Genomic DNA, 18,359 nt, shown 5'->3' with positions numbered 1-18,359 from the left:
AATGTTCCAGGGGTTTTACGTCCCCGGTTTGGCGATCGCCGTTGTACCTGATTCTTGCGTTGTCATCTGAAATGTAGGGGACTTTAAATAATCTAGAGTTCCCATATTTAATCCATTCGTTTTTGCCTAATAGAATTTTTCCCAATGGCGATCGCTGTAGGAATTGGTACAAATCTTAAGCTGTGATGACTAAGATTTTTTCGTATCCTCGATCCGCAATGACCCCTTATTTTCCTTGGTATTGGCACATGGGGTATAAATTATCACACCCTAAATAAAAATCCACTGTGCCGTTCAGCTTATGGGTTGGGAAAAAATGCGAACTTTATTGGAACTTCCACAAGAGCAAGAAATATTCCTGAAATGAGGACCCATGGGCGGTTATCATGTTTGTTGGCTGGCTTTTTGAGATCTGCTGGATTGATACTAGCTACATGTGAACTACTTTCTTTGACCTGCAGTACAGCATAGACTTCCATCTTCACGGGTAACTGATGACGGTTCACCATTGCGACTACGATCCGGGGAACAACTCCCGTGGCAGTCTCAAGGCCCTGTGCTCCCTTGCCATTTTCACTGCCACCGGAGACAACAGGGCAATATTTCACTGGGGCAATCATTCTTAGAATTTTACTAGGGGATAAAAAATATTTAAAACTCTCCATTGTCACTGCTGCCAGTTTTATTTTCATGCAAATCACTCTGATCCAAGTTGTTTACTGTCCCGATCGCCGAGATTAGTAGAAGGAAAGCTGGCGATCGCCATTAAGCATCAAGGGTCTTTAACCGTGCAAAGTGAATTGAGGCAAGGCAGTTTGTTTACTTTGCATTTGCCGGTTAGCCTCGCATCAATAGCCCAAGTATCCCTCTTCCGTCAGTCTGAGCAGGAAATTTCAGACCAAATCACCAAAACTCTTTGATAGCATAGGTTTTAGGGATCGTACCCAATAAAAATTCCATCTCCTATTTTTTCTCTTCAAATAATCCTGAGAGACATACCTGGTAAGAACCTCAGCGATTCAAGTTTAAATTTGTTTCCCAGATCGACGGAAGAGGGGTATAGCTAGTTAAATTAACTATGGGACACTACGCTACACAGTAGTTACGAATAATTTCATCTATGCTTACATCTGGAGAGGCGTATGTTCTTGCTCTTTTCAATGCACTAAAACCATGCTCTATGTCATTAAGATCTGGCGAGTAGGTGGGTAAAAATAAAATTGTATGTCCTGCCTCTTCCACTATTTTTCTAATCCTAGTCTTTCTATGAATAGGCGCATTATCCATAATTAATACCGATGGAATTGTTAATGCAGGTATCAGGTATAATTCAAGCCATCCTTCAAAACCTTCGGCGTTTAAACTTCCACTAAATAGCATCGGTGCTATCAGGTCTTTTTTGTTTTTTCTTTCCTCTTTTTGACCATCCGTACACTGAAGAGGCAAACTCCTCAAAACCAGCCTCATCTATGAATACAAGGCTTGCAACCCCATAAATTAGAATTAGCTCTTTCAGGATTTTTTGATATTCTGCTCTTTTTTCTTCATCTCTTTCTTTATATAGTAACTATTTTTTTTCTCGTAATTCCCATTTCTTTAAATCTATATGACAGTGCGCTAGCAGTTACACCGAATTTCTTTGCTCTCTCTTTCATCGCCATATCTGGATTTTTCATCACATCTTTCTCCAGCTCTTTTATATCTATCTTCCGACGCCGGTTCTTTACCTTCGTTGGTTCCAGATTTTCCCGGCTTAACCATCTATAAATTGTCTCTCTACCTACCTTAAATATTTTTGATGCCTTCGTTACACCATTCCCTTCTTCTAGAAAACCTATTACTCTTAGTCGTAAATCTAGATCGTATGCCATAAGTTGCTTATTAGTTTAGTCATTATTTATAATATACCATTATACATACCATCCGCCCCACTCTTATTTCAGTTAGATATACGGCATAAATTTTCTCCCTTTTCTGTGTTGTAACTTCAAAAAAGTACAGGATTTATGGGGATGTAGGCTTCACTTTTTGTTGTTGTACAATGCGTTCCCGCATTTGACGACTTTCTGCATCCTCTGGATCAAACGATAATACTTTCTCATAGGCAGCGAGCGCTTCTTCCCACCGCTTTAGCTTGACAAGAGCATTGCCCAAACCTTTAAGGCTATTTACCTCACTCGGGAAATACTTTAACCCTTCGCGATAGACCAATATAGCCTCTTCCCAACGTTTTTGTTTGGAATAAACTTGACCTAATCTTTCATATGCTAGTGGATAAGATGGCGCAACTTTGATTGATTGACGATAGGCAAGAATTGCTTCCTCACTAAGATTTTTCCAGTCCAAAGCATCCCCTAAACGAATATAGGCTAGATTAGCATTTGGATCTAGAGAAATTGATTTCTGCAAGGCCACAATCCCCTCATCTACCTTTTCTTGACCTAAAAGAGCATTTCCCAGTTGGTAATAGGCATCATCATTATTAGATTCAATCGCTATTACTTGACGGGCTACCACTTCGGCTTTTGCCCATTGACTATCCTGAATTAAGGCTGTACTCAAAGCTAAATAGAGATCTGACTGTGCCGGACTAATTTGTACTGCCCGTTGACATATTGTTACTGCCTTGGCTGGCTCAAATTGTTCAATTAAAACCTGACATAAACCTGCCATAGCTTCTGCAGATTCAGGAGCTAGTTTTAACACTCGACTATAGGCAGAATTTGCTTCCTCTAGGGCAGAATTCCTTTCCTCCAACCATTCCCAGACTAAAGATATCTGATTTACTTCTTTGGCAATGCGAATCCCTTGTCCTGCATTCTGCCAAAAATCGAATGCCGCATCTCCAAACTGAAGCCAAACCTCTGGCTCTTGGGGCCTTTGCTTTGCTTCTTGTCGGTAGCGAGAAAGTTGCTCTTGTTGGCTTTGTAGGTTCTGCAAGATACGAAAATTTTGGTATATGCGCCACCCCCAATAACCTGTGATGACTAGACCTAGGCCCATCACACTTAGTAGCAATTTTTTCAGAATGTGATGATGTTGTTTTTTCATACCTTGAACACTATAAGAAACACTACAAGGGCTCGCAACAAAAAGGGAGAAATCGTGCGTTAGGATTCAAAATCCTTGCTGTATATGGGACTGGGAGGTAGTAATTGCCGCACCACAGCCGGCCTGAGTATTATCTCCCTGCTAGGACTCCTCCCAGGGTGTTTTTGTTTTTGCAGGAAAGTCACCACAGCGGATTCTAATTCTCGCGCCAACTGACTGGCATTGTGTTGGTCGGTGGTGGTACGGCTATCATTAGCCTCGCTGACGTTGATGGTCACTTGGTTATCCATGCTCCGCAGCTTGCTACGATTGGGATTATCCATTAACTAAATCAATCCCAAGCCACGCCCGTTGGCGAATAACATCCAAAGATTGGTCTTGCAATAACTGCCCATTTTCATAAACAACCTGCAGCAAATCTTCAGTGGAAGTGGGCACAGTCTGATAGCCGGACTCTGTTTTAATCAAGGACAATCGCCCCTTTTTACTGGCTTTACCAGGATCAGTAATGGGGTCTTTACAAATCGGAGTTGCCTTACCCGCCACCGTCACTTCACTGCATTTCATGGCAAATTTTTGGGTATCTCGATTCAGTTTTTGTAGTAAGGTTCCCCCTATGCCAAAAGCCAAATTGGTGGTGCTGAAACCAAGGCTTTCAGTCCTTTCTAAAATAGTGGCAATGCTGTCCCCATCAACCCCATCCCCTTGGATAACCCTTACGGCATTTAAAACTCGAAAGCCCTTACCGTTGACCGTACTGCCAAAACGAGCTGCTAATTTTTCTAAAGTTTGAGCCACAATCTCCACCGGATTACCCGAATCAGGGCGAAGAACCACCGTCGCCCCCGAATCAATCACCTGTTGCCGCAGGCGATCGCCCCAGAGATGATCAATGGCATTCCATAGATCGTAGGAATCGGAAACCACCGCCAACACCGAGCCCGGTTTAGCAAATTGGGTCAACATATTTTCATAGGCCAAAACTTCCCCTTCCCTTCCCCAGGCAGTAATGGTGGAATGTTCTGCGGCAGGAATCGAATAGGCCGCCATGGGAGAGTGATAATATTTCCGCCCGTAAACAAGGGCCTGTACCGTGTCAGAACCTTGGAAGTTGACTAGATGGGCCAGTCCCCCAATGCCCGATGATTCACAAGTAGAAACGCCCCGGGCTCCAAAATCATGGAGTTTAAAACAAATTTCACCATCAGGGTCGTCCGCAGTACGTTGCAAAGATTGATAAATGTGCTGTTTCAAATGCCAACTTTGGGTTGCCACCGTAATGGGATACCAAACCCGCATCAATAACGTTTCTAGCCAAGACGTTAACCAAAAAACCTTCGGATCTGTGGACTCTACCGTCATCAAAACATTATGGACAGGGATAACCAAGCCTTCGGGAACCGCTTTAATGCGTATCGGTAAACGACCCTTCAACTCCTCAGCAATGTATCGCCAACCTTCATAATTAAAGGGCAAACCATGGGCTGTTAAAAGAGCATTAGCTTCCTCGACCATCCAGAGTTCAATGGACTGACTGAGATATCGTTTTAAAATATATTGCAAGCCAAAAAAGACAGTAACAGGATACTTTCCCCCACGACTTTCCACATAGGAATACATCGCCGTCGTGTCGGGGGGATACTGCAACCAGTGGCTCACTTTATAGGAGTCCACATCGAGAATGAGATTATTATTCATGGTAGTTAACTGAAGCGAATGGATCTAAATCTTGCTGACAAAATGTTGAATAATTTGGAAATGATCCTCGTAAATCTGCTCTTCCTGGGCATAGAGATCCGCCAAGGACATCCACCAAGCTTTCTGGGCATCATCGCTCCCTTTTACGGCCGGTAATTCTCCTCCGGGTAATTGGATGAAGTAAGCGTGGGTAATCGTCCTCCCCCGCAGAGAGCGCCCTGGGGCATCAAAAACATGACTTTCCACAATGGAACCCCGTAAAACCGGCAGGGGAACCTTGAGACGGGTTTCTTCCTTTAACTCCCGCAGCATTCCCTCAACTAGGGTTTCATTTTGCCGAATAAAACCGCCGGGTAAAGCAATTAGACCCAATCCTGGTTTCGCTTTACGACGTACCACTAACACATGACCGGCTTGCACCACCACCGCATCCGTTGTCACAAAAGTAGGTGGATAGGGAGCCGTTGCCCAGGCCTGTTTATAAGCCTGCAAAAATTGATATTCGTCACACAGGGCAGTGTAGCGCTCACTCTTTTCAAAGGTTTGCAAATAATTGGCGATCGCCTGGGGTACTTTGTCGAGATAATCTCCCTTCCTACCCTCAAAAAAAGCCCCACGAATTTGAGTAGAGCTAAGGTCAGGGTAATGACCCGTTTCCAAGTAATCCCATTGGGGGAACAGATTCAAATAATAGGAAGAAGCATCTTTCCGATGACCGAGGATCGCCACGGAATTGCTACCCCCAGTAATTTCCAAAACCTGCTGTTGAACCGCCGCCAGCCACAAATTATCGCTGTAGAGCCAATCCCGCACCGCTAAAAAATGCACCCGTTGCAATTTTTCTGGAGTTAAGCAAGCCTCAATCATCCCAATCCGTTCTGGCGATCGCCAAGGGTTACGGGTATCCGTCGCCCCCCGATGACTACCTAAAATGACAATGACCCGAACAGCTTTTTCAAAGGCAAGATTGAGGGTACGTAAATGACCGAGATGAAAAGGTTGGAACCGACCGATGTAGATTCCATATTGATATTTGGTTTGCATACCAGACTCCCTGGATGGTGAACATCCTCTCTCCGAGGATTAACTCAATTATAGTAGATTTCACCATAATAAACAACCTCAATGATTGGGACTTTGCCAAAATAAACTTTTGAGGAAAACCACAGTCATTGATGTAAGTTCAAATGAACCCAAGCGTATAGTCGTTTTTAGTAAGATTGAGGTAGTCAAATTCACCGAAAAGTTTGTCAATAAAGACTTAAGCAGTCCCAAAATCATTTGAAATAACTATAAGTTAAATGAATTGTCATCTTTAACAACTTGCTAGATGATCTCCTGGCAACTGACATACCGCGGGAAATCAATCGAGGAGGTAAACGCCTACAAATACTACCAGTGGGGGAGCCGGATAAATTAAAAAACCTGATACATCATTCAGGGATGAACATTGGTGATCCAGAAAATTTAGTCAATTGCTATATATAATTTCTCTGATTTGCCCAATCTCCAGCCATAATAATCTGTGATTGAGATAACTTTAACTATTGTCTCCATGAAGGCTTATGATGACTTAAATCTCCGCTCTCGCGCCATTGTTTGATAATATTTTGAACAAAGCTTTTTGCCCCGGAAAATCTTTTGGCAACTTTAACTATGGAAATCCCTTCATTAAAATAGGTATCAACAATTTTTTGACGAAATTCTACTTGGTATGCTTTCATTTCTAACCTTCCTGGATTAGACTGGTCTAGGGAAATCTTTCATATCTAACTTTTTAGAAAACCGCTATAGTAATGACACAGTTAATTAAATCTTTACCGGGTTGGCTAAAGCTAATGCTGATTTTTCCCATTTTTTTTCTAAATGGGGTCTTGCTGAGTTTAATTATTAATCGCTTTCGGGAGCTTTTTGACTACATTATTATTGCAACTTTAGTAGCTTTTTTACTTAAGTTAACTATCAACTTTTTGGTCAGTAGGGGCATCGGTAAAAGGCTGGCAATTTTTGCCGTTATCACCATCAGCTTTGCCCTGATTGCTCTGGGGGGCATTACCATCATTCCCTTGATGGGCAATCAGTTAGGAAATCTTGCCCAGGATGTTCCCCGTTGGCTCGGCGGCAGCCAAGAGCATTTAGCCAACCTAAAAAACTCCACTTTGTTTGTAGCTTTGGACAATGCGGGGATCAATATCGATGATTTATTTCAGAAAGCTTACCTCACTTTGAGCAAAGAATTAGACCGCATCGGCCAAATTAGTTTAAAGGTATTGACGGAAACTATTGGCGGGGTGGTGGATACCCTGATAATTTTGGTTTTAACTATTTTTCTGATGGTGGGAGGCGATAACTTTTGGCAGGGCATTCTCAGTTGGTTGCCTTCTCCTTGGCAAACAAAAATTCCCCAATATGCTGGTGAAGTGTTTCGTGAATATTTTATCAGCCGTTTAATTCTCGCGGCGGGCTCCAGTCTAGCTCGGTTAATAGTTTTTATTGCTTTGGGCATTCCCTACAGCATTCTTTTTGCCTTTAGTTTAGGCTTGGCTAGTTTAATTCCTTTTGCTGGAGCGGTGGTCACCCTTATTGGAACCCTAATTTTATTGTTAAAAGGCTGGGTTGTAGCGATGAAATTTTTCGTCAGCGCCATTGTCATTGACCAAATTACAGACAATGGTGTTGCGCCTAAGTTAATGGGAGACAAAATTGGTTTAAATCCTGTCTGGATCCTAATTTCAATTTTTATTGGGGCGGAAATAGCGGGTTTGCTGGGAGTTTTGCTTGCCGTACCGATCGCCAGTGTCGTTAAAAAAGTAGTAGATGATGTGCGGAACGGAGCAACGGGAGAAATATCCCCCCGGGAGCCATTGACGGAAGTGTTGCCGGAATCCCTAGCCTAGACCGGTTAGAGACTGGATGTTAAGTAATAGAGAAAGTCCTAGGAAATCTGCCAAAAGGGGAGGCAAGAGCCTGAAAAGTTAGGGAGAAGCACCACCACGCCGTTTTACCTCAGTTTATGACCTGGTGTAACCAGGGGGGAGTCATCAATTCCCGTTTTCGTTTCCGGGTACGAGCCCGGTCTACTACCACGCAGAATGCACAGAGACACCCTTATCTTTCAAGCATAGATCAAAAAACGTTGTTGGCAGTCACCAACGCAGTAGTTACTTCCCAGCCATTATAACCCCAACCCCCGGCGATTGGGCAATGGTCTGACCTTGACCCACTAACGACTTTGAAAAATGTTCTGCACCATGGTTTGGGGCAGAGAAGCCGCCTGCCGATTAAGTTCTTCCATTTCTCCGCTATCGAGTTGCCAACCCAATGCTCCTAAATTGTCCTGCACCTGTTGGCACTTTTTTGCCCCTGGAATGGGCATAGTACCCTGGCAAATACACCAGTTAAGCGCCACCTGGGCCATGGTTTTTTGCCTCCCCTCGGCGATCGCCTGGAGGGTATCTAGCAGAGGTTTAATTTTTGGTATTAATTGGCGGAATAATAAGCCACGGATACCTTTGGGGAAAGGTCCTTGGGGGCCATATTTACCCGTTAACAGTCCCAGGGTTAGGGGGCTATAGGCAATTAGTTTGATATCTAGTTGGTCACAGAGGTCTTTTAAACCCAATTTGCTAACCGGATCGGTGGAGAGCAACGAATATTGCACCTGGAGACTGGCAATTTTAACTCCCTCATTCTGGCAAAAGTCATGGGCTGCCCGTAGACGCTTGGGGCCGAAATTAGATAAACCTAAGGCTTTAGCATGACCTTGTCGACAAAGTTGGCCCAAACCCTTGAGCAATGGTTTTTCCTGCCAGGGAGCATAGTTAGCGGTGGACCAATGGAGTTGCACCAAATCAATGGGTCTTTGTAACCTTTCCGCTGAAGCCAACCCCGCTTTGACCATAGCTTGGGCAGTAAGTCGCCAGGGGTAAGGAGCGAGCTTAGTCGCTAAGCAGATTTTCTCCTCATTTTTTCCTCCATAGACTTGGGAAAATTTTCCTAGCAGTTTTTCACTTTGTCCCTGAAGTCGACCAGTGCCATAGGAATCACCAGTATCAAAAAAGGTGATACCAGCGGACACACATTGATCAAACACCTTTTGCAGTTCCCCATCCATGGCCGGTTGGTAGCCCCAGAGCAATTTGTTGCCCCAGGCCCAGGTGCCACAACCCATGGCGGGCCAAATAATGGGGGAAGTTTCTGCGGTGGTAGTTGTCATAGTCTCTGGCGAATTTGTTACAAAGTTTGACGGGGTTAAATTTTTCCTTGATCTTTTCGGGACAGTTAAAGTAGGCTGAGGGGCGAACTGGTGCCCTGAATATTTTTTGTTATTGTTTTTCCCCATTTTCCTGTGCAAATTAGCTTAGCTTCTCAGCGTCGTCGATCGCCATGGTGGTTAACTTTTGGGCTTTTAGCCCTAGTATTAGGCGGTTGTGGCCAGAGGGGAGGGTTGCCCTGTGTGGAAACAGACCCAGGGATAGTGGAGCGCAGAGACGAAGAATCTTCCCCCGGCCCCTTTGAGAACTTGAATGTAATGGTCGGGGTAGATGCCAGTGAATCTATGGTGGGTTTTGTCAGCCAGCCCAGTAGTCGCTATGGTCAGGCGATCGCCTCTTTGCATACGCTATTACAAAATAAGGGTCTGCCCACTTCCTATTGGCGGGTGGGGAGTAACGAGAATATCAATCGGGCCCAACCCATTTCCGCTAATCAATTTCTCACCGCCAGTAAAGCGCCATTTTATTGCCGTCGGGACCAGCCCATTGCAGATTATCCCTGCGTTTCCAGTACCCTGGGGCAACTGTATGAATTGCCAACAGATAGCCCAGAATCAGTTCAAGCAGGGCAAAATGATCAAGCTGAAGAGAATAGCGATACCCCAGGCAATGGCGAGGCCTCCCGTAATCTGAAAATTTTACTCACTGACCTGGAACCGGACGATGCCGCAGTGGGGCAAATTTCCGGGTTAATTAGCAAAGAGTTAAAGTCCAATCCTAACTACAAAGCCGTACTGCTAGGGGTTAGGAGTCAGTTCCGGGGCAATGTGTACTCTGCCAACGCCAGTTATCCCACTTTTGTCTATGACACCGCTGGTCAGGACATTGACCAAAAGGGACGACCATTTTTCATCCTGATGACAGGGCCCCAGGACACCGTGGATGAGTTAGTGAAGGAGTTCCGCCGTCTTCCTTTGGACGTCAACAAAGCTTTTCGGGCCTCTGCCTTTGAGCTTGGCCGGGCGGATACGGTCACCCTGGACAATAGTTCTTTAAGAGGTACTATTCAAGCATGTGTCATCGACATTGGCTCCATCAACCGACAACGGCCGAATCAAGACCAGGAAAAGGATTGGCTAATGCTGGAACAAACTAATTGTGGAGAAAATTCTTCGAGTCCCCTGCCACCTTTCGAGTTAAATATTCCTTCTAAAAGTACCGTTTCCCTCACTGGCGGAGAGCTAACCCCGGATCTATTCAACGTTTCTGAACCCTTTGTGACGGTGAAAAAAGCGGAAATTGTCCAAAATCCAGGGGGTGAGGATGCCCGCCTTTTGTTAACTGCTGTTTTTGATGGCAATCAGTTACCTCAGGGGGAGGGGAAATTGGTTTACGTTACCCTCGGCGATCGCCAATTGGATCAGGCGGTGTGGCGGGACTGGGATATGGACATTAGTAACCCCGATGGCGCCAGAACCCAAAATTTACAGTTGTTTGTTTCCGGACTGCGGGGGGCAGTGGCCAATGACCAAGACGCTGTTAAGTTTTGTCTCGGCTACAGCCACTATTAAATTGCTTAATCAAAATTTTTGCTAATCTTCACGTATTAGTTCGTCAGGATAGGGGTTATGAAAATTACGGAGATAGTGGCCCTGGTAGTTACAGTGGCGATCGCCACCGTTGTGGTTTTTGGGTTACAGCCATGGTTGTTAGGGGGAAATGGACTACCTTTGAGCTTATCCCGGGGTAACTTGGACAAATGGGCCGCAGAGATATTATTTCCCACCCTTTACCTGGTTTATGCCCTAGGAGCACTGCTACTCCTATTCTGGATTGCCAAAGCTCTTAATGGTAGTTTTACCAGGGCTCAAGACGTACTCAGCACCGGCGGTCTCTGGTGGATCTTGGCCATTCTCCTCGGTGTGGTGACTATGCTGGCCCTAGTGGGTCTAAGTTTCTTCAACGGTTGGTTTGATGACACCCGTAACCTAGAACCCTTCTTCTGGCTACTGGGCTTCATTATTGTCGATGTGTTGTTAATTTTCTGGCTGCCCACAGCCCTAGCCACCCCCAAATCCATGCGCTACGTGCCACCAGGGTCAATGTTGTTACGCAAAATTTACGGAGGTTAAAGCTTAAGCCATGCGAAAAATTTATGCCATCGGCGTGGGGGGCAGTGGGTCCAAATGTGTGGAAGCGGCCATTTTTCTCCATTCCCTGGGCTTGTACGGCGAGAACTCCGAACTAAAAATTTTATTGGTCGATGCGGATACTTCCAACGGTAACTCCCAAAGAACTGGGGTAAATTTCCGCACCACCGACGATGCCCAAAAAGCCTTTGGCCAAGGGAAAAGTCCCCTCATGGGCGGGCAATTTTTCCATTACGGCACCTGGAATCCCTTGGGAGATCAAATCCACAACACTAACCTAGCGGCAGTTTTCAACAAACAGGCTTTGCGGGCCAGCGCTCCCCCTTTGGCAAAATTATTTGATGCTCTCTACAGCCCGGCGGAACAAAATGCCGATCTGGGGGTGGGATTTCGGGGTCGTCCCCCCATCGGTTCAGCAGTGATGAGTCGCTTGGAATTGAACAATCTCGGACAAACCCAAGCCGGGGGCTGGCAACAGCTATTTAATAATTTGACCACGGATTTAGGGGTAGGCCATGGCGATGAAGTAGTGGTGCATTTCTTTGGCAGTATTTTCGGGGGCACCGGTGCTTCCGGGGTTCCTACCCTGGCGAAGTTAATTAGTAATCAATTAAAACAAGACAATCTCCGGGTGCGTATCCACGCATCTTTACTGTTGCCCTACTTTGCCTTTGAGCGGCCCGACGACGGGGGTCAAACCGTATTTGCCGAAACTCGCTTTTTTGCCCTTAATACTCAGGCGGCATTGCAGTACCTAACCGAGCAGTCGGAAGGTTGTTTCGACAGTGTGTATCTCATTGGGGACAATGCCCAAACGAAGTATGACTCCCACACTGGGGGCAAAAATCAGGAAAATGGGGCCCATTTCGTGGAACTTTACGCCGCCCTAGCTGCTAACCATGGCTTTGGTCAACCGATGGGGGAAACGGTGGCTCACTACATTAGCAGAGCAGATATTAATAGTCTAATTTGGACTGATCTACCGGACAGCGCAACTGCCAAGTTAGCCCTCAGTAAGGGGGTAAGGTTTGCCTACGCTTGGTTCTACAACTTCTCCTTAGAATTAGAAGCGGCCCGTAAGTTAGGGGGCAAAAAGTTTGCGAAGGGTGCTCCCTGGTTCCAGCAGTTTTTTGCCCTTAGACTGGGGGAAGGGGAAAAACCCCTAGTGGATGATGCCCAGGAAGTGGCTAAAAATGATTTACTCACAGCCTGGGCTAGGAAGTTTTTGCAATGGGCCCAACAGGTATCTTCAGCCCACGTCAATGGAGAACAACTTTTTCAGTTAAAACATTTGGACGATTTGAAACAAAACCCCGGTTACCGTGAACATCTCCACCAATTAATTATTGATAAAGAGCGCAGTCAAGCAGCCCAAAATGGCGATCGCCTAGACACAATTAAGAACCGTTTGGCGGATGAGGGCAAAAATCATGATAACGGCGTTTTTGGCCTAGCCCATGCTTTGTTTGCTTTGCTTTAGATTGGGATAGAAAACATTTGCTATCTGAGGAATATAGCCATGCTAGCCAATGCTGAAATTAACTATCAAACTCCCCAAGAATACCTAGATTGGGAAGCCCTGCAGGAATTTAGGCATGAATATCTGGATGGACAAATTTTAGCTATGACTGGCGGAACTATTGCCCATAATTTAATCGGTCTGAATTTGGCTACTTTACTAAAAAGTTATCTCCGGGGCAGTGGTTGCCGAGTGTTTATGACCGACGTCAAGGTAAAAGTGGCCTTGGCGAGTTCTTTCCATTATTCCGATGTGATGATTAGTTGCGATGGGAGAGATCAAGAGGCAGTGCAATTTATTCAATTTCCTTGCTTTATTGCCGAAGTTTTATCCCCTAGCACGGAGGCCTATGATCGGGGTGACAAGTTTCGTCGTTACCGACAACTACCAAGTTTGATGGAGTACTTGTTGGTTGACAGCAACAAAATGGCAGTGGATCTTTTTAGCCGTAATAGCCAAGGGCGTTGGGAACTAATTAGTTATGAAGAAGGGGATTCATTATCCCTAGAAATCATCAATTGGGAATGTTCGTTAGCATCCCTTTATGAAGATGTTATCGGAGGCAAAAAATGATGGATACCTATCTGTTTGAAAGGGATTTAATTTTTTTGCCCTTGACAGAGTGGCAATTTGTGACAGTCCGCTTACTAACAATGACCTAATTATTTCTCCGCAATTTCCCGACATTAATTTAACTGCTAATCAGTTTTTTGATTATGGCAACTAGCAATCTTTTTAGTCAATTTACCCTGGCTGATACCCTGACAAAACTCAGAGCTGATTTGGAGAAACGCTATGGGGACAGATTGGCGAAAGTTATTCTTTTTGGCTCCCAGGCTAGGGGAGAGGCGGAAAGCACTTCTGATGTTGATATTTTGGTGGTATTAAAAGGTAAAGTTGATCCCGTAGCAGAAATTAATGCTAATAGTAATTGGTTAAGTGATTTTTGTCTGGAGACAGAGCAGTTAGTTAACTGTCTTTATTTATCGGATACAGACTTTGCCCATGAGGACACCGCCTTGCTAAAGAATATAAGGAGGGAGGGGATTTTACTATGAATAAGGAACAGCATAATTTACTTGAAAAAGCATCACAAAGTCTAAATGCTGCTGAATATTTATTCAAGGGAGGTTACAATGATTTTGCTGTTGCCAGGGCTTACTATACTATGTTTTATTTGGCATCGGCAATTTTGGCTACAGAGGATTTACGTTTCTCTAAACATTCGGCGGTAATTTCTTTTTTTGGTAAAGAAATTATTAAAACTGGTAAGGTGCCTCTAAAATTTCATCAGTATCTTAAAAAATCCCATGATTTACGTAATCTAGGGGATTACGGTATGCCTGATGCTATTTCCTGTGAAGAGACTCAAACTCAAATCACCAATGCTTGGGAGTTTTTAAAGTTTACCCAAGATTACTTGGGGCTTAACAATACTGAATAATTATCTGCCTTTTTGTTACTTTTATTTTCTTATTTTTATCTTGTCTAATTTTCGTCCTTAAACCCCTTCCCAACCATGACTAACCAACCCCTACTTCCCAAAACCAACCAAGATTTTGCTGGTGGTGCCGCTCCGGGGGAGTGGATTCCCAATGGGGTGGGTTTGTTCAACACGTTGGGTAATAGTTTGGAATTTGAGGCGGGGGCTTACCGGGAAGTGAATTCCATTCCTAGTCCCTGGTCCCGGCCATTGCAGTTGATCTCAGCCTTTCGTAATAGGCAGTACCCCAGTCGGGATTGGTTGATTGAGCAATATCGGGGTTTATTGACCGCCCTAGCCCTGGCGGAAAACTTAAATCTTAAGATCACTGCCACCCAGGTACGACTGAAGGATTATCAAGATAAAGAATTTGCCCGTTGTCTGTGGAAGTTGCGACCCAACGATGGGGACAATGTTTTGCCCCTGGTGCTGCCCGATGGTCCCTGGGCGGAGTTGTATTTATTTGAACTGGACGGCGTGGCGATCGGTATGACCAGTCCGGCCACCATTGTCTGTCCCACAGGGTATTTTCCCGATTCTTTAAGTCGGCGCATTGCTTGGATTAAAAATGGCTTTTTCACTGACCCCATCAAAAATGGCTTAGCCCCCAATCAAAGGGAGGTGCTATCCCCTTGGTTGGAAAATTTGAAGGGGAATTTGATGCGGAATCCCCAAAATGAGGATTTGGCAGGGCGGGTCTCCGGGGTGATCGATGACTATATCCAAGATTTGGGCATCACCACCAGTAACGTCTTTCAACCCACCACCAAAAATTTGCCGTTCGACATTTCTCTAGCCCCTGCCCTTTTCCAGGCCCTCCACCCAGCAGAGGCGGTGCAGACTCCTTCCAATGTACTGGTAATTGCTTCGGGCAGTCGCCATCCTAGCAAGCAACTTTACATTATTGATCCAGTACAATTACCGGGGCTTTTGGGCAAACAGCTCCAGGAAATTAATGTCATTGATTCGTCTCCGTTACTCAATTTTGATCCCAATCATCACCGTCGCTCCGATGCCCGCTTTGCTACTCCAGCGGATATTTTCCAAGACAATCTTTATTTCCATAAAACAAAAGGTTTATTGCCCGGCACATGGCTAGACCAAAAGTTAAATTTGGATAATCTAACTATTCTGTTACCCTTTAAATCTTTTTTACGGGAATATTTCACCAGTGAAGATTTGGAAAAACAAGTGGAATTAAGTCCTGTTTCCACTCCAGAAGGTCCAGGGGTAAGGGTTTCATTAACGGTGCAAATATCCGGCTTTGATCGTCATGTGGCCTATACTATGTCCCAAGAATATGCGCTGAAGGCAGAAAATGAAATTAAGCAAGATTTCCCTACCCTCGCCCTCTGGCCCAATGTACCCCCTGATTTATGGAAAGAATATTTCCTCCTGGTGGAAACCACAGAAGAATATGGCGAATTAGCTTTTCGGGTGGATCAACCTACCCCCAATGCCCAAGCAGAAAATCGGCGATCGGGCCAAGAAAGTTACCAGTACTGGAAATGCGATTCCTACCCCGATGTCCTCCTGGCGATCGACAAAAATGCTCAGCCACTGGGTTTAATTCCTCTACGGATGCCCAAGGCCCAAGGAGGAAATGCCACCAGTTGGACAGTGGGAGTGGATTTTGGGACTTCATTTACTAATATTTATGTGCGGAAAGGAGCTAATGGTACTCCAGAAAGATTACAACTCAAACCCTATTTATTAAAAGTAACAAAGAGAAATTCAGAAATTGAAACTCCAATTTATCGAGAGTTTTTTATCCCTGAATTACTTTTACCTGAAGGAAATAATCCTCCTATGTCAACGGTGTTAACGACTAAAGGATGGGCGGAAAGTGAAGGGGAAATTCCAGATTTGATTACTAATGCTCGCATTTATATTCCCCGCCTTGATAAGTATGAGTTTGATAAAGAATATATCAAAACCAATATCAAGTGGAAGCAAGTACAGTATCAACGACCATTTTTGGGGCAATTGGTGCGAATGATTTCTGCTAAAGCCGCCCTGGAAGGAGTCCGCAACATTGAATGGAGTGTATCTTATCCGTCCGCCTTTTCCCCTATGGACATCAATCGGTATAACGGAGCTTGGCAACAGGTATTAAAAGATCTGGATATAACCTCAAATCAAAATCATAGTTTACAAGGACAGGGTCTAAAAACAGAAAGCATTGCTTTTGCACAATTCTTTGGCGATGTTCTAAAGAAAAACTTAATTTATACCACCTGTGTTGATATTGGGGGGGGCACGTCAGACATTTCCGTTTGGCAAGATAATCAACTTGTGCACCAGGCATCAGTTCCCTATGCAGGAAGGGATATCTTTCACAGCATTTTAGAGCCGAATCTAGCCTTTATTGGTGACATTTTTGGACTCCCACCAGAAGCAGGAAGATCGGTGGCTAAAGTGTTGGGAAATCAGCGTAACTTCAATGCTTCTTTGGATATTTATTTACGAGCTAATTCAGAGAGAATTCTGTCTGAAGGCTACATTATGAATGCAGACAAGCCTCGTAATCGTCAGTTTCGCACTTTGTTAGCATTATCCTTTGGTGGACTTTTTCATTATTTGGGCATGATACAAAAAGAACTAAAGAAAGAAGAATTTTTTAATGATTCTAGTATCATTACATCGATTTTAATGGGAGGCAACGGATCTCGTTTCTTGCATTGGTTGACTTCTAGTGGTGTCTATACCCAAAACTCGGAAATTAACAATCTAGCCCGTGGTATTCTGATGCGAGCTTCTGATCTAAATAAAAATCCTGACCTATTAACTCTCTCCCCTCAACCTAAGGAAGAAGCTTGTGGTGGATTAGTCGTATCATCAGCAGGAACTAAGCTAAGTGGTTTTTTAGGTAAGAAAAAAGATTATCCTTTTACTGGAGAAAACTGTGTTATCAACGGGGAAAATTTTAGTAGTAGTGATCGATTAAATGTCCTAGAACGCGGTTGGGAGGAAATCAGCTCTTTTGAAATTAGTTCCTATAATCACCTGGAAGAATATTTGAAAAATTTTAATGACATCTTACGAGAAGAATCTATCCAAGAAATTGATCAGCTTAGAAACTTTAATCAAGGTGGGCTATTTAATATGGATAGCGACTTCCGTATATTGCTAGAAGCAAAGATTAAACAGGTTTGCTTAAGGAAAGTGGGACCTACATCAGAATTTGAAATTGATCCTCCATTTCTAATAATTCTTAAGTCTTTTATTGCTATTCTCGCTGAACAATGGTCTAAAATTACAGGATAAATAACAACATGAAAACAATCAAATTCTTGATATATGTATTGGTGAGTTATATCGTTTTGAACTTAACTCGTACTGCTAATGCTGAGAGTAATAAAATACAGGATTGGATTGGCTCTCATTATCTTAATGTTTTAATTACACTTAATTTATTCTTGGTGTTGCTTTTTGGTATTGGTTTTCTGGCTTGGTGGAAATTTTATTTAGTAAGGAAGATAAAATTTATAGAAAAAGAATTGAAAGATACAACAACTAAAATTAGTACAGTTGCGGATCAATTGCAAGGAATAAAAGCTAATTCTGACTATGGAAAACAGCAAATGGTCAATAAAATTTGTAGTGATCTGAAAACAGTGGAATCATCAATCAATGCTGGCATACTTCACATTAAAGAATTTCTTAATAAACAACAAAGCCAGAATAAAATATCGGATAGCCAACATGAATTTAAGCATAAAAATTTAGAGCTATTTGATCCGACATCGAGTCCAATAAAAAATCAAATAAATCAAGGCGAAAATATACTATTTTCAGAAGATATCAACAGCGAAGATTCGAGCTTTTTAACTAAAGTAATTGAATCGTTTAACAGAAATAACATTGAGTATTTTTATAGCGATGCTTTTATTTTTCTTCAGCCAACTTTTGCTACAAATGTAGGAAGTATAGGAGTCGGGATAGACGCAAGATCTAAAGTTGAGTTTCAGCAAGTTACTGAAGATACAAAGCAAGCGTCTTATCTTGCATTTACCATAGGAAATATAAAGACCTATCTGATTCCTAATATACTTAGCAATAGTTGGAAGCAAATCATTGCCAAAGACGAAAATAAAATTTTTGAATATACTAATTCAACTACACTTATAAAACCGGCAATAATAGAGAGTGTCAATAATGATATATGGCGCTTAAAAAAGCCAGGAAAATTCCAATAGTTTATTTAAGTGTTAACATATTATTCATGCTCTAAACATTTATAA

Annotated in this window: 16 protein-coding genes, 1 other RNA gene and 1 pseudogene; 9 read left to right on the top strand and 9 right to left on the bottom strand. The window is 43.5% G+C overall.

The genetic code is table 11. The features are described 5' to 3' along the window. Positions 1-299: 299 nt before the first annotated feature. The 7 genes and pseudogenes from D082_RS18545 to D082_RS06585 all read right to left on the bottom strand — a co-directional run bounded on the left by D082_RS18545 (position 300) and on the right by D082_RS06585 (position 6,473). Positions 300-692 carry a hypothetical protein gene (locus tag D082_RS18545; RefSeq protein WP_051738716.1) on the bottom strand — a complete coding sequence of 131 codons (393 nt, stop codon included), beginning with the start codon at positions 690-692 and terminating at the stop codon, positions 300-302. A 394-nt stretch (positions 693-1,086) separates the two neighbouring features. Next, positions 1,087-1,871: pseudogene (locus tag D082_RS18045) on the bottom strand (IS630 family transposase). Positions 1,872-2,004: 133 nt separating this feature from the next. Beyond that, positions 2,005-3,051, bottom strand: a complete 1,047-nt coding sequence (locus D082_RS06605) for a lipopolysaccharide assembly protein LapB (protein ID WP_028948458.1) — start codon at positions 3,049-3,051, stop codon at positions 2,005-2,007. Between the two features lie 59 nt (positions 3,052-3,110). Further along, complete coding sequence (locus D082_RS06600; protein WP_028948457.1) at positions 3,111-3,374, bottom strand: hypothetical protein; 264 nt, start codon at positions 3,372-3,374, stop codon at positions 3,111-3,113. Further along, positions 3,367-4,749 carry a nicotinate phosphoribosyltransferase gene (locus D082_RS06595; protein WP_028948456.1) on the bottom strand — a complete coding sequence of 461 codons (1,383 nt, stop codon included), beginning with the start codon at positions 4,747-4,749 and terminating at the stop codon, positions 3,367-3,369. Before D082_RS06595 ends, D082_RS06600 begins: the two co-directional genes overlap by 8 nt. 24 nt (positions 4,750-4,773) lie before the next feature. Beyond that, on the bottom strand, positions 4,774-5,793 hold the full coding sequence (locus tag D082_RS06590) for a bifunctional nicotinamide-nucleotide adenylyltransferase/Nudix hydroxylase (protein WP_028948455.1): 1,020 nt from the start codon (positions 5,791-5,793) through the stop codon (positions 4,774-4,776). Between the two features lie 500 nt (positions 5,794-6,293). After that, complete coding sequence (locus tag D082_RS06585) at positions 6,294-6,473, bottom strand: hypothetical protein (RefSeq protein WP_051738714.1); 180 nt, start codon at positions 6,471-6,473, stop codon at positions 6,294-6,296. Positions 6,474-6,545: 72 nt separating this feature from the next. On the opposite strand from D082_RS06585, the gene D082_RS06580 reads away from it, so the two are divergent. Beyond that, positions 6,546-7,646: an AI-2E family transporter gene (locus tag D082_RS06580; protein ID WP_028948454.1), complete on the top strand. Its 1,101-nt coding sequence runs from the start codon at positions 6,546-6,548 to the stop codon at positions 7,644-7,646. Between the two features lie 84 nt (positions 7,647-7,730). Here D082_RS06580 and ssrS read toward each other — a convergent pair. Together ssrS and D082_RS06575 are read right to left on the bottom strand one after the other, a co-directional pair. Then, positions 7,731-7,916: non-coding RNA, 6S RNA (ssrS, locus tag D082_RS17670), on the bottom strand. A gap of 56 nt (positions 7,917-7,972) precedes the next feature. Then, positions 7,973-8,965 (bottom strand): aldo/keto reductase, encoded by a 993-nt coding sequence (locus D082_RS06575; RefSeq protein ID WP_028948453.1) that lies wholly within the window; start codon positions 8,963-8,965, stop codon positions 7,973-7,975. 132 nt (positions 8,966-9,097) lie between these two features. On the opposite strand from D082_RS06575, the gene D082_RS06570 reads away from it, so the two are divergent. The 8 genes from D082_RS06570 to D082_RS06535 all read left to right on the top strand — a co-directional run bounded on the left by D082_RS06570 (position 9,098) and on the right by D082_RS06535 (position 18,314). Next, positions 9,098-10,534 (top strand): hypothetical protein, encoded by a 1,437-nt coding sequence (locus tag D082_RS06570; RefSeq protein ID WP_238546869.1) that lies wholly within the window; start codon positions 9,098-9,100, stop codon positions 10,532-10,534. Positions 10,535-10,591: 57 nt separating this feature from the next. Next, complete coding sequence (locus D082_RS06565) at positions 10,592-11,095, top strand: hypothetical protein (protein ID WP_028948791.1); 504 nt, start codon at positions 10,592-10,594, stop codon at positions 11,093-11,095. A 10-nt stretch (positions 11,096-11,105) separates the two neighbouring features. Continuing rightward, positions 11,106-12,593 (top strand): hypothetical protein, encoded by a 1,488-nt coding sequence (locus D082_RS06560; protein ID WP_028948792.1) that lies wholly within the window; start codon positions 11,106-11,108, stop codon positions 12,591-12,593. A gap of 39 nt (positions 12,594-12,632) precedes the next feature. Further along, entirely contained in the window at positions 12,633-13,205 is a 573-nt protein-coding gene (locus D082_RS06555) for a Uma2 family endonuclease (protein ID WP_028948793.1), read from the top strand. A 143-nt stretch (positions 13,206-13,348) separates the two neighbouring features. Then, the gene (locus tag D082_RS06550; RefSeq protein ID WP_038530416.1) at positions 13,349-13,690 is read left to right on the top strand and encodes a nucleotidyltransferase domain-containing protein; all 342 of its coding nucleotides are present in this window, start codon (positions 13,349-13,351) and stop codon (positions 13,688-13,690) included. Continuing rightward, positions 13,687-14,076, top strand: coding sequence for a HEPN domain-containing protein (locus D082_RS06545; RefSeq protein WP_028948795.1), 390 nt, complete (start codon positions 13,687-13,689; stop codon positions 14,074-14,076). The genes D082_RS06550 and D082_RS06545 overlap by 4 nt, the downstream gene beginning before the upstream one ends. Before the next feature lie 75 nt (positions 14,077-14,151). Next, positions 14,152-17,382, top strand: coding sequence for a hypothetical protein (locus D082_RS06540; RefSeq protein ID WP_028948796.1), 3,231 nt, complete (start codon positions 14,152-14,154; stop codon positions 17,380-17,382). Between the two features lie 8 nt (positions 17,383-17,390). Continuing rightward, complete coding sequence (locus tag D082_RS06535; protein WP_028948797.1) at positions 17,391-18,314, top strand: hypothetical protein; 924 nt, start codon at positions 17,391-17,393, stop codon at positions 18,312-18,314. The last annotated feature ends 45 nt before the right edge of the window (positions 18,315-18,359 follow it).

This window comes from Synechocystis sp. PCC 6714 (assembly GCF_000478825.2).
In the GTDB taxonomy this organism is placed as follows: Bacteria; Cyanobacteriota; Cyanobacteriia; order Cyanobacteriales; family Microcystaceae; genus Synechocystis.
Note: the sequence above shows the minus strand (reverse complement) of the source record. Positions and strands in the feature narration are given on the sequence as shown.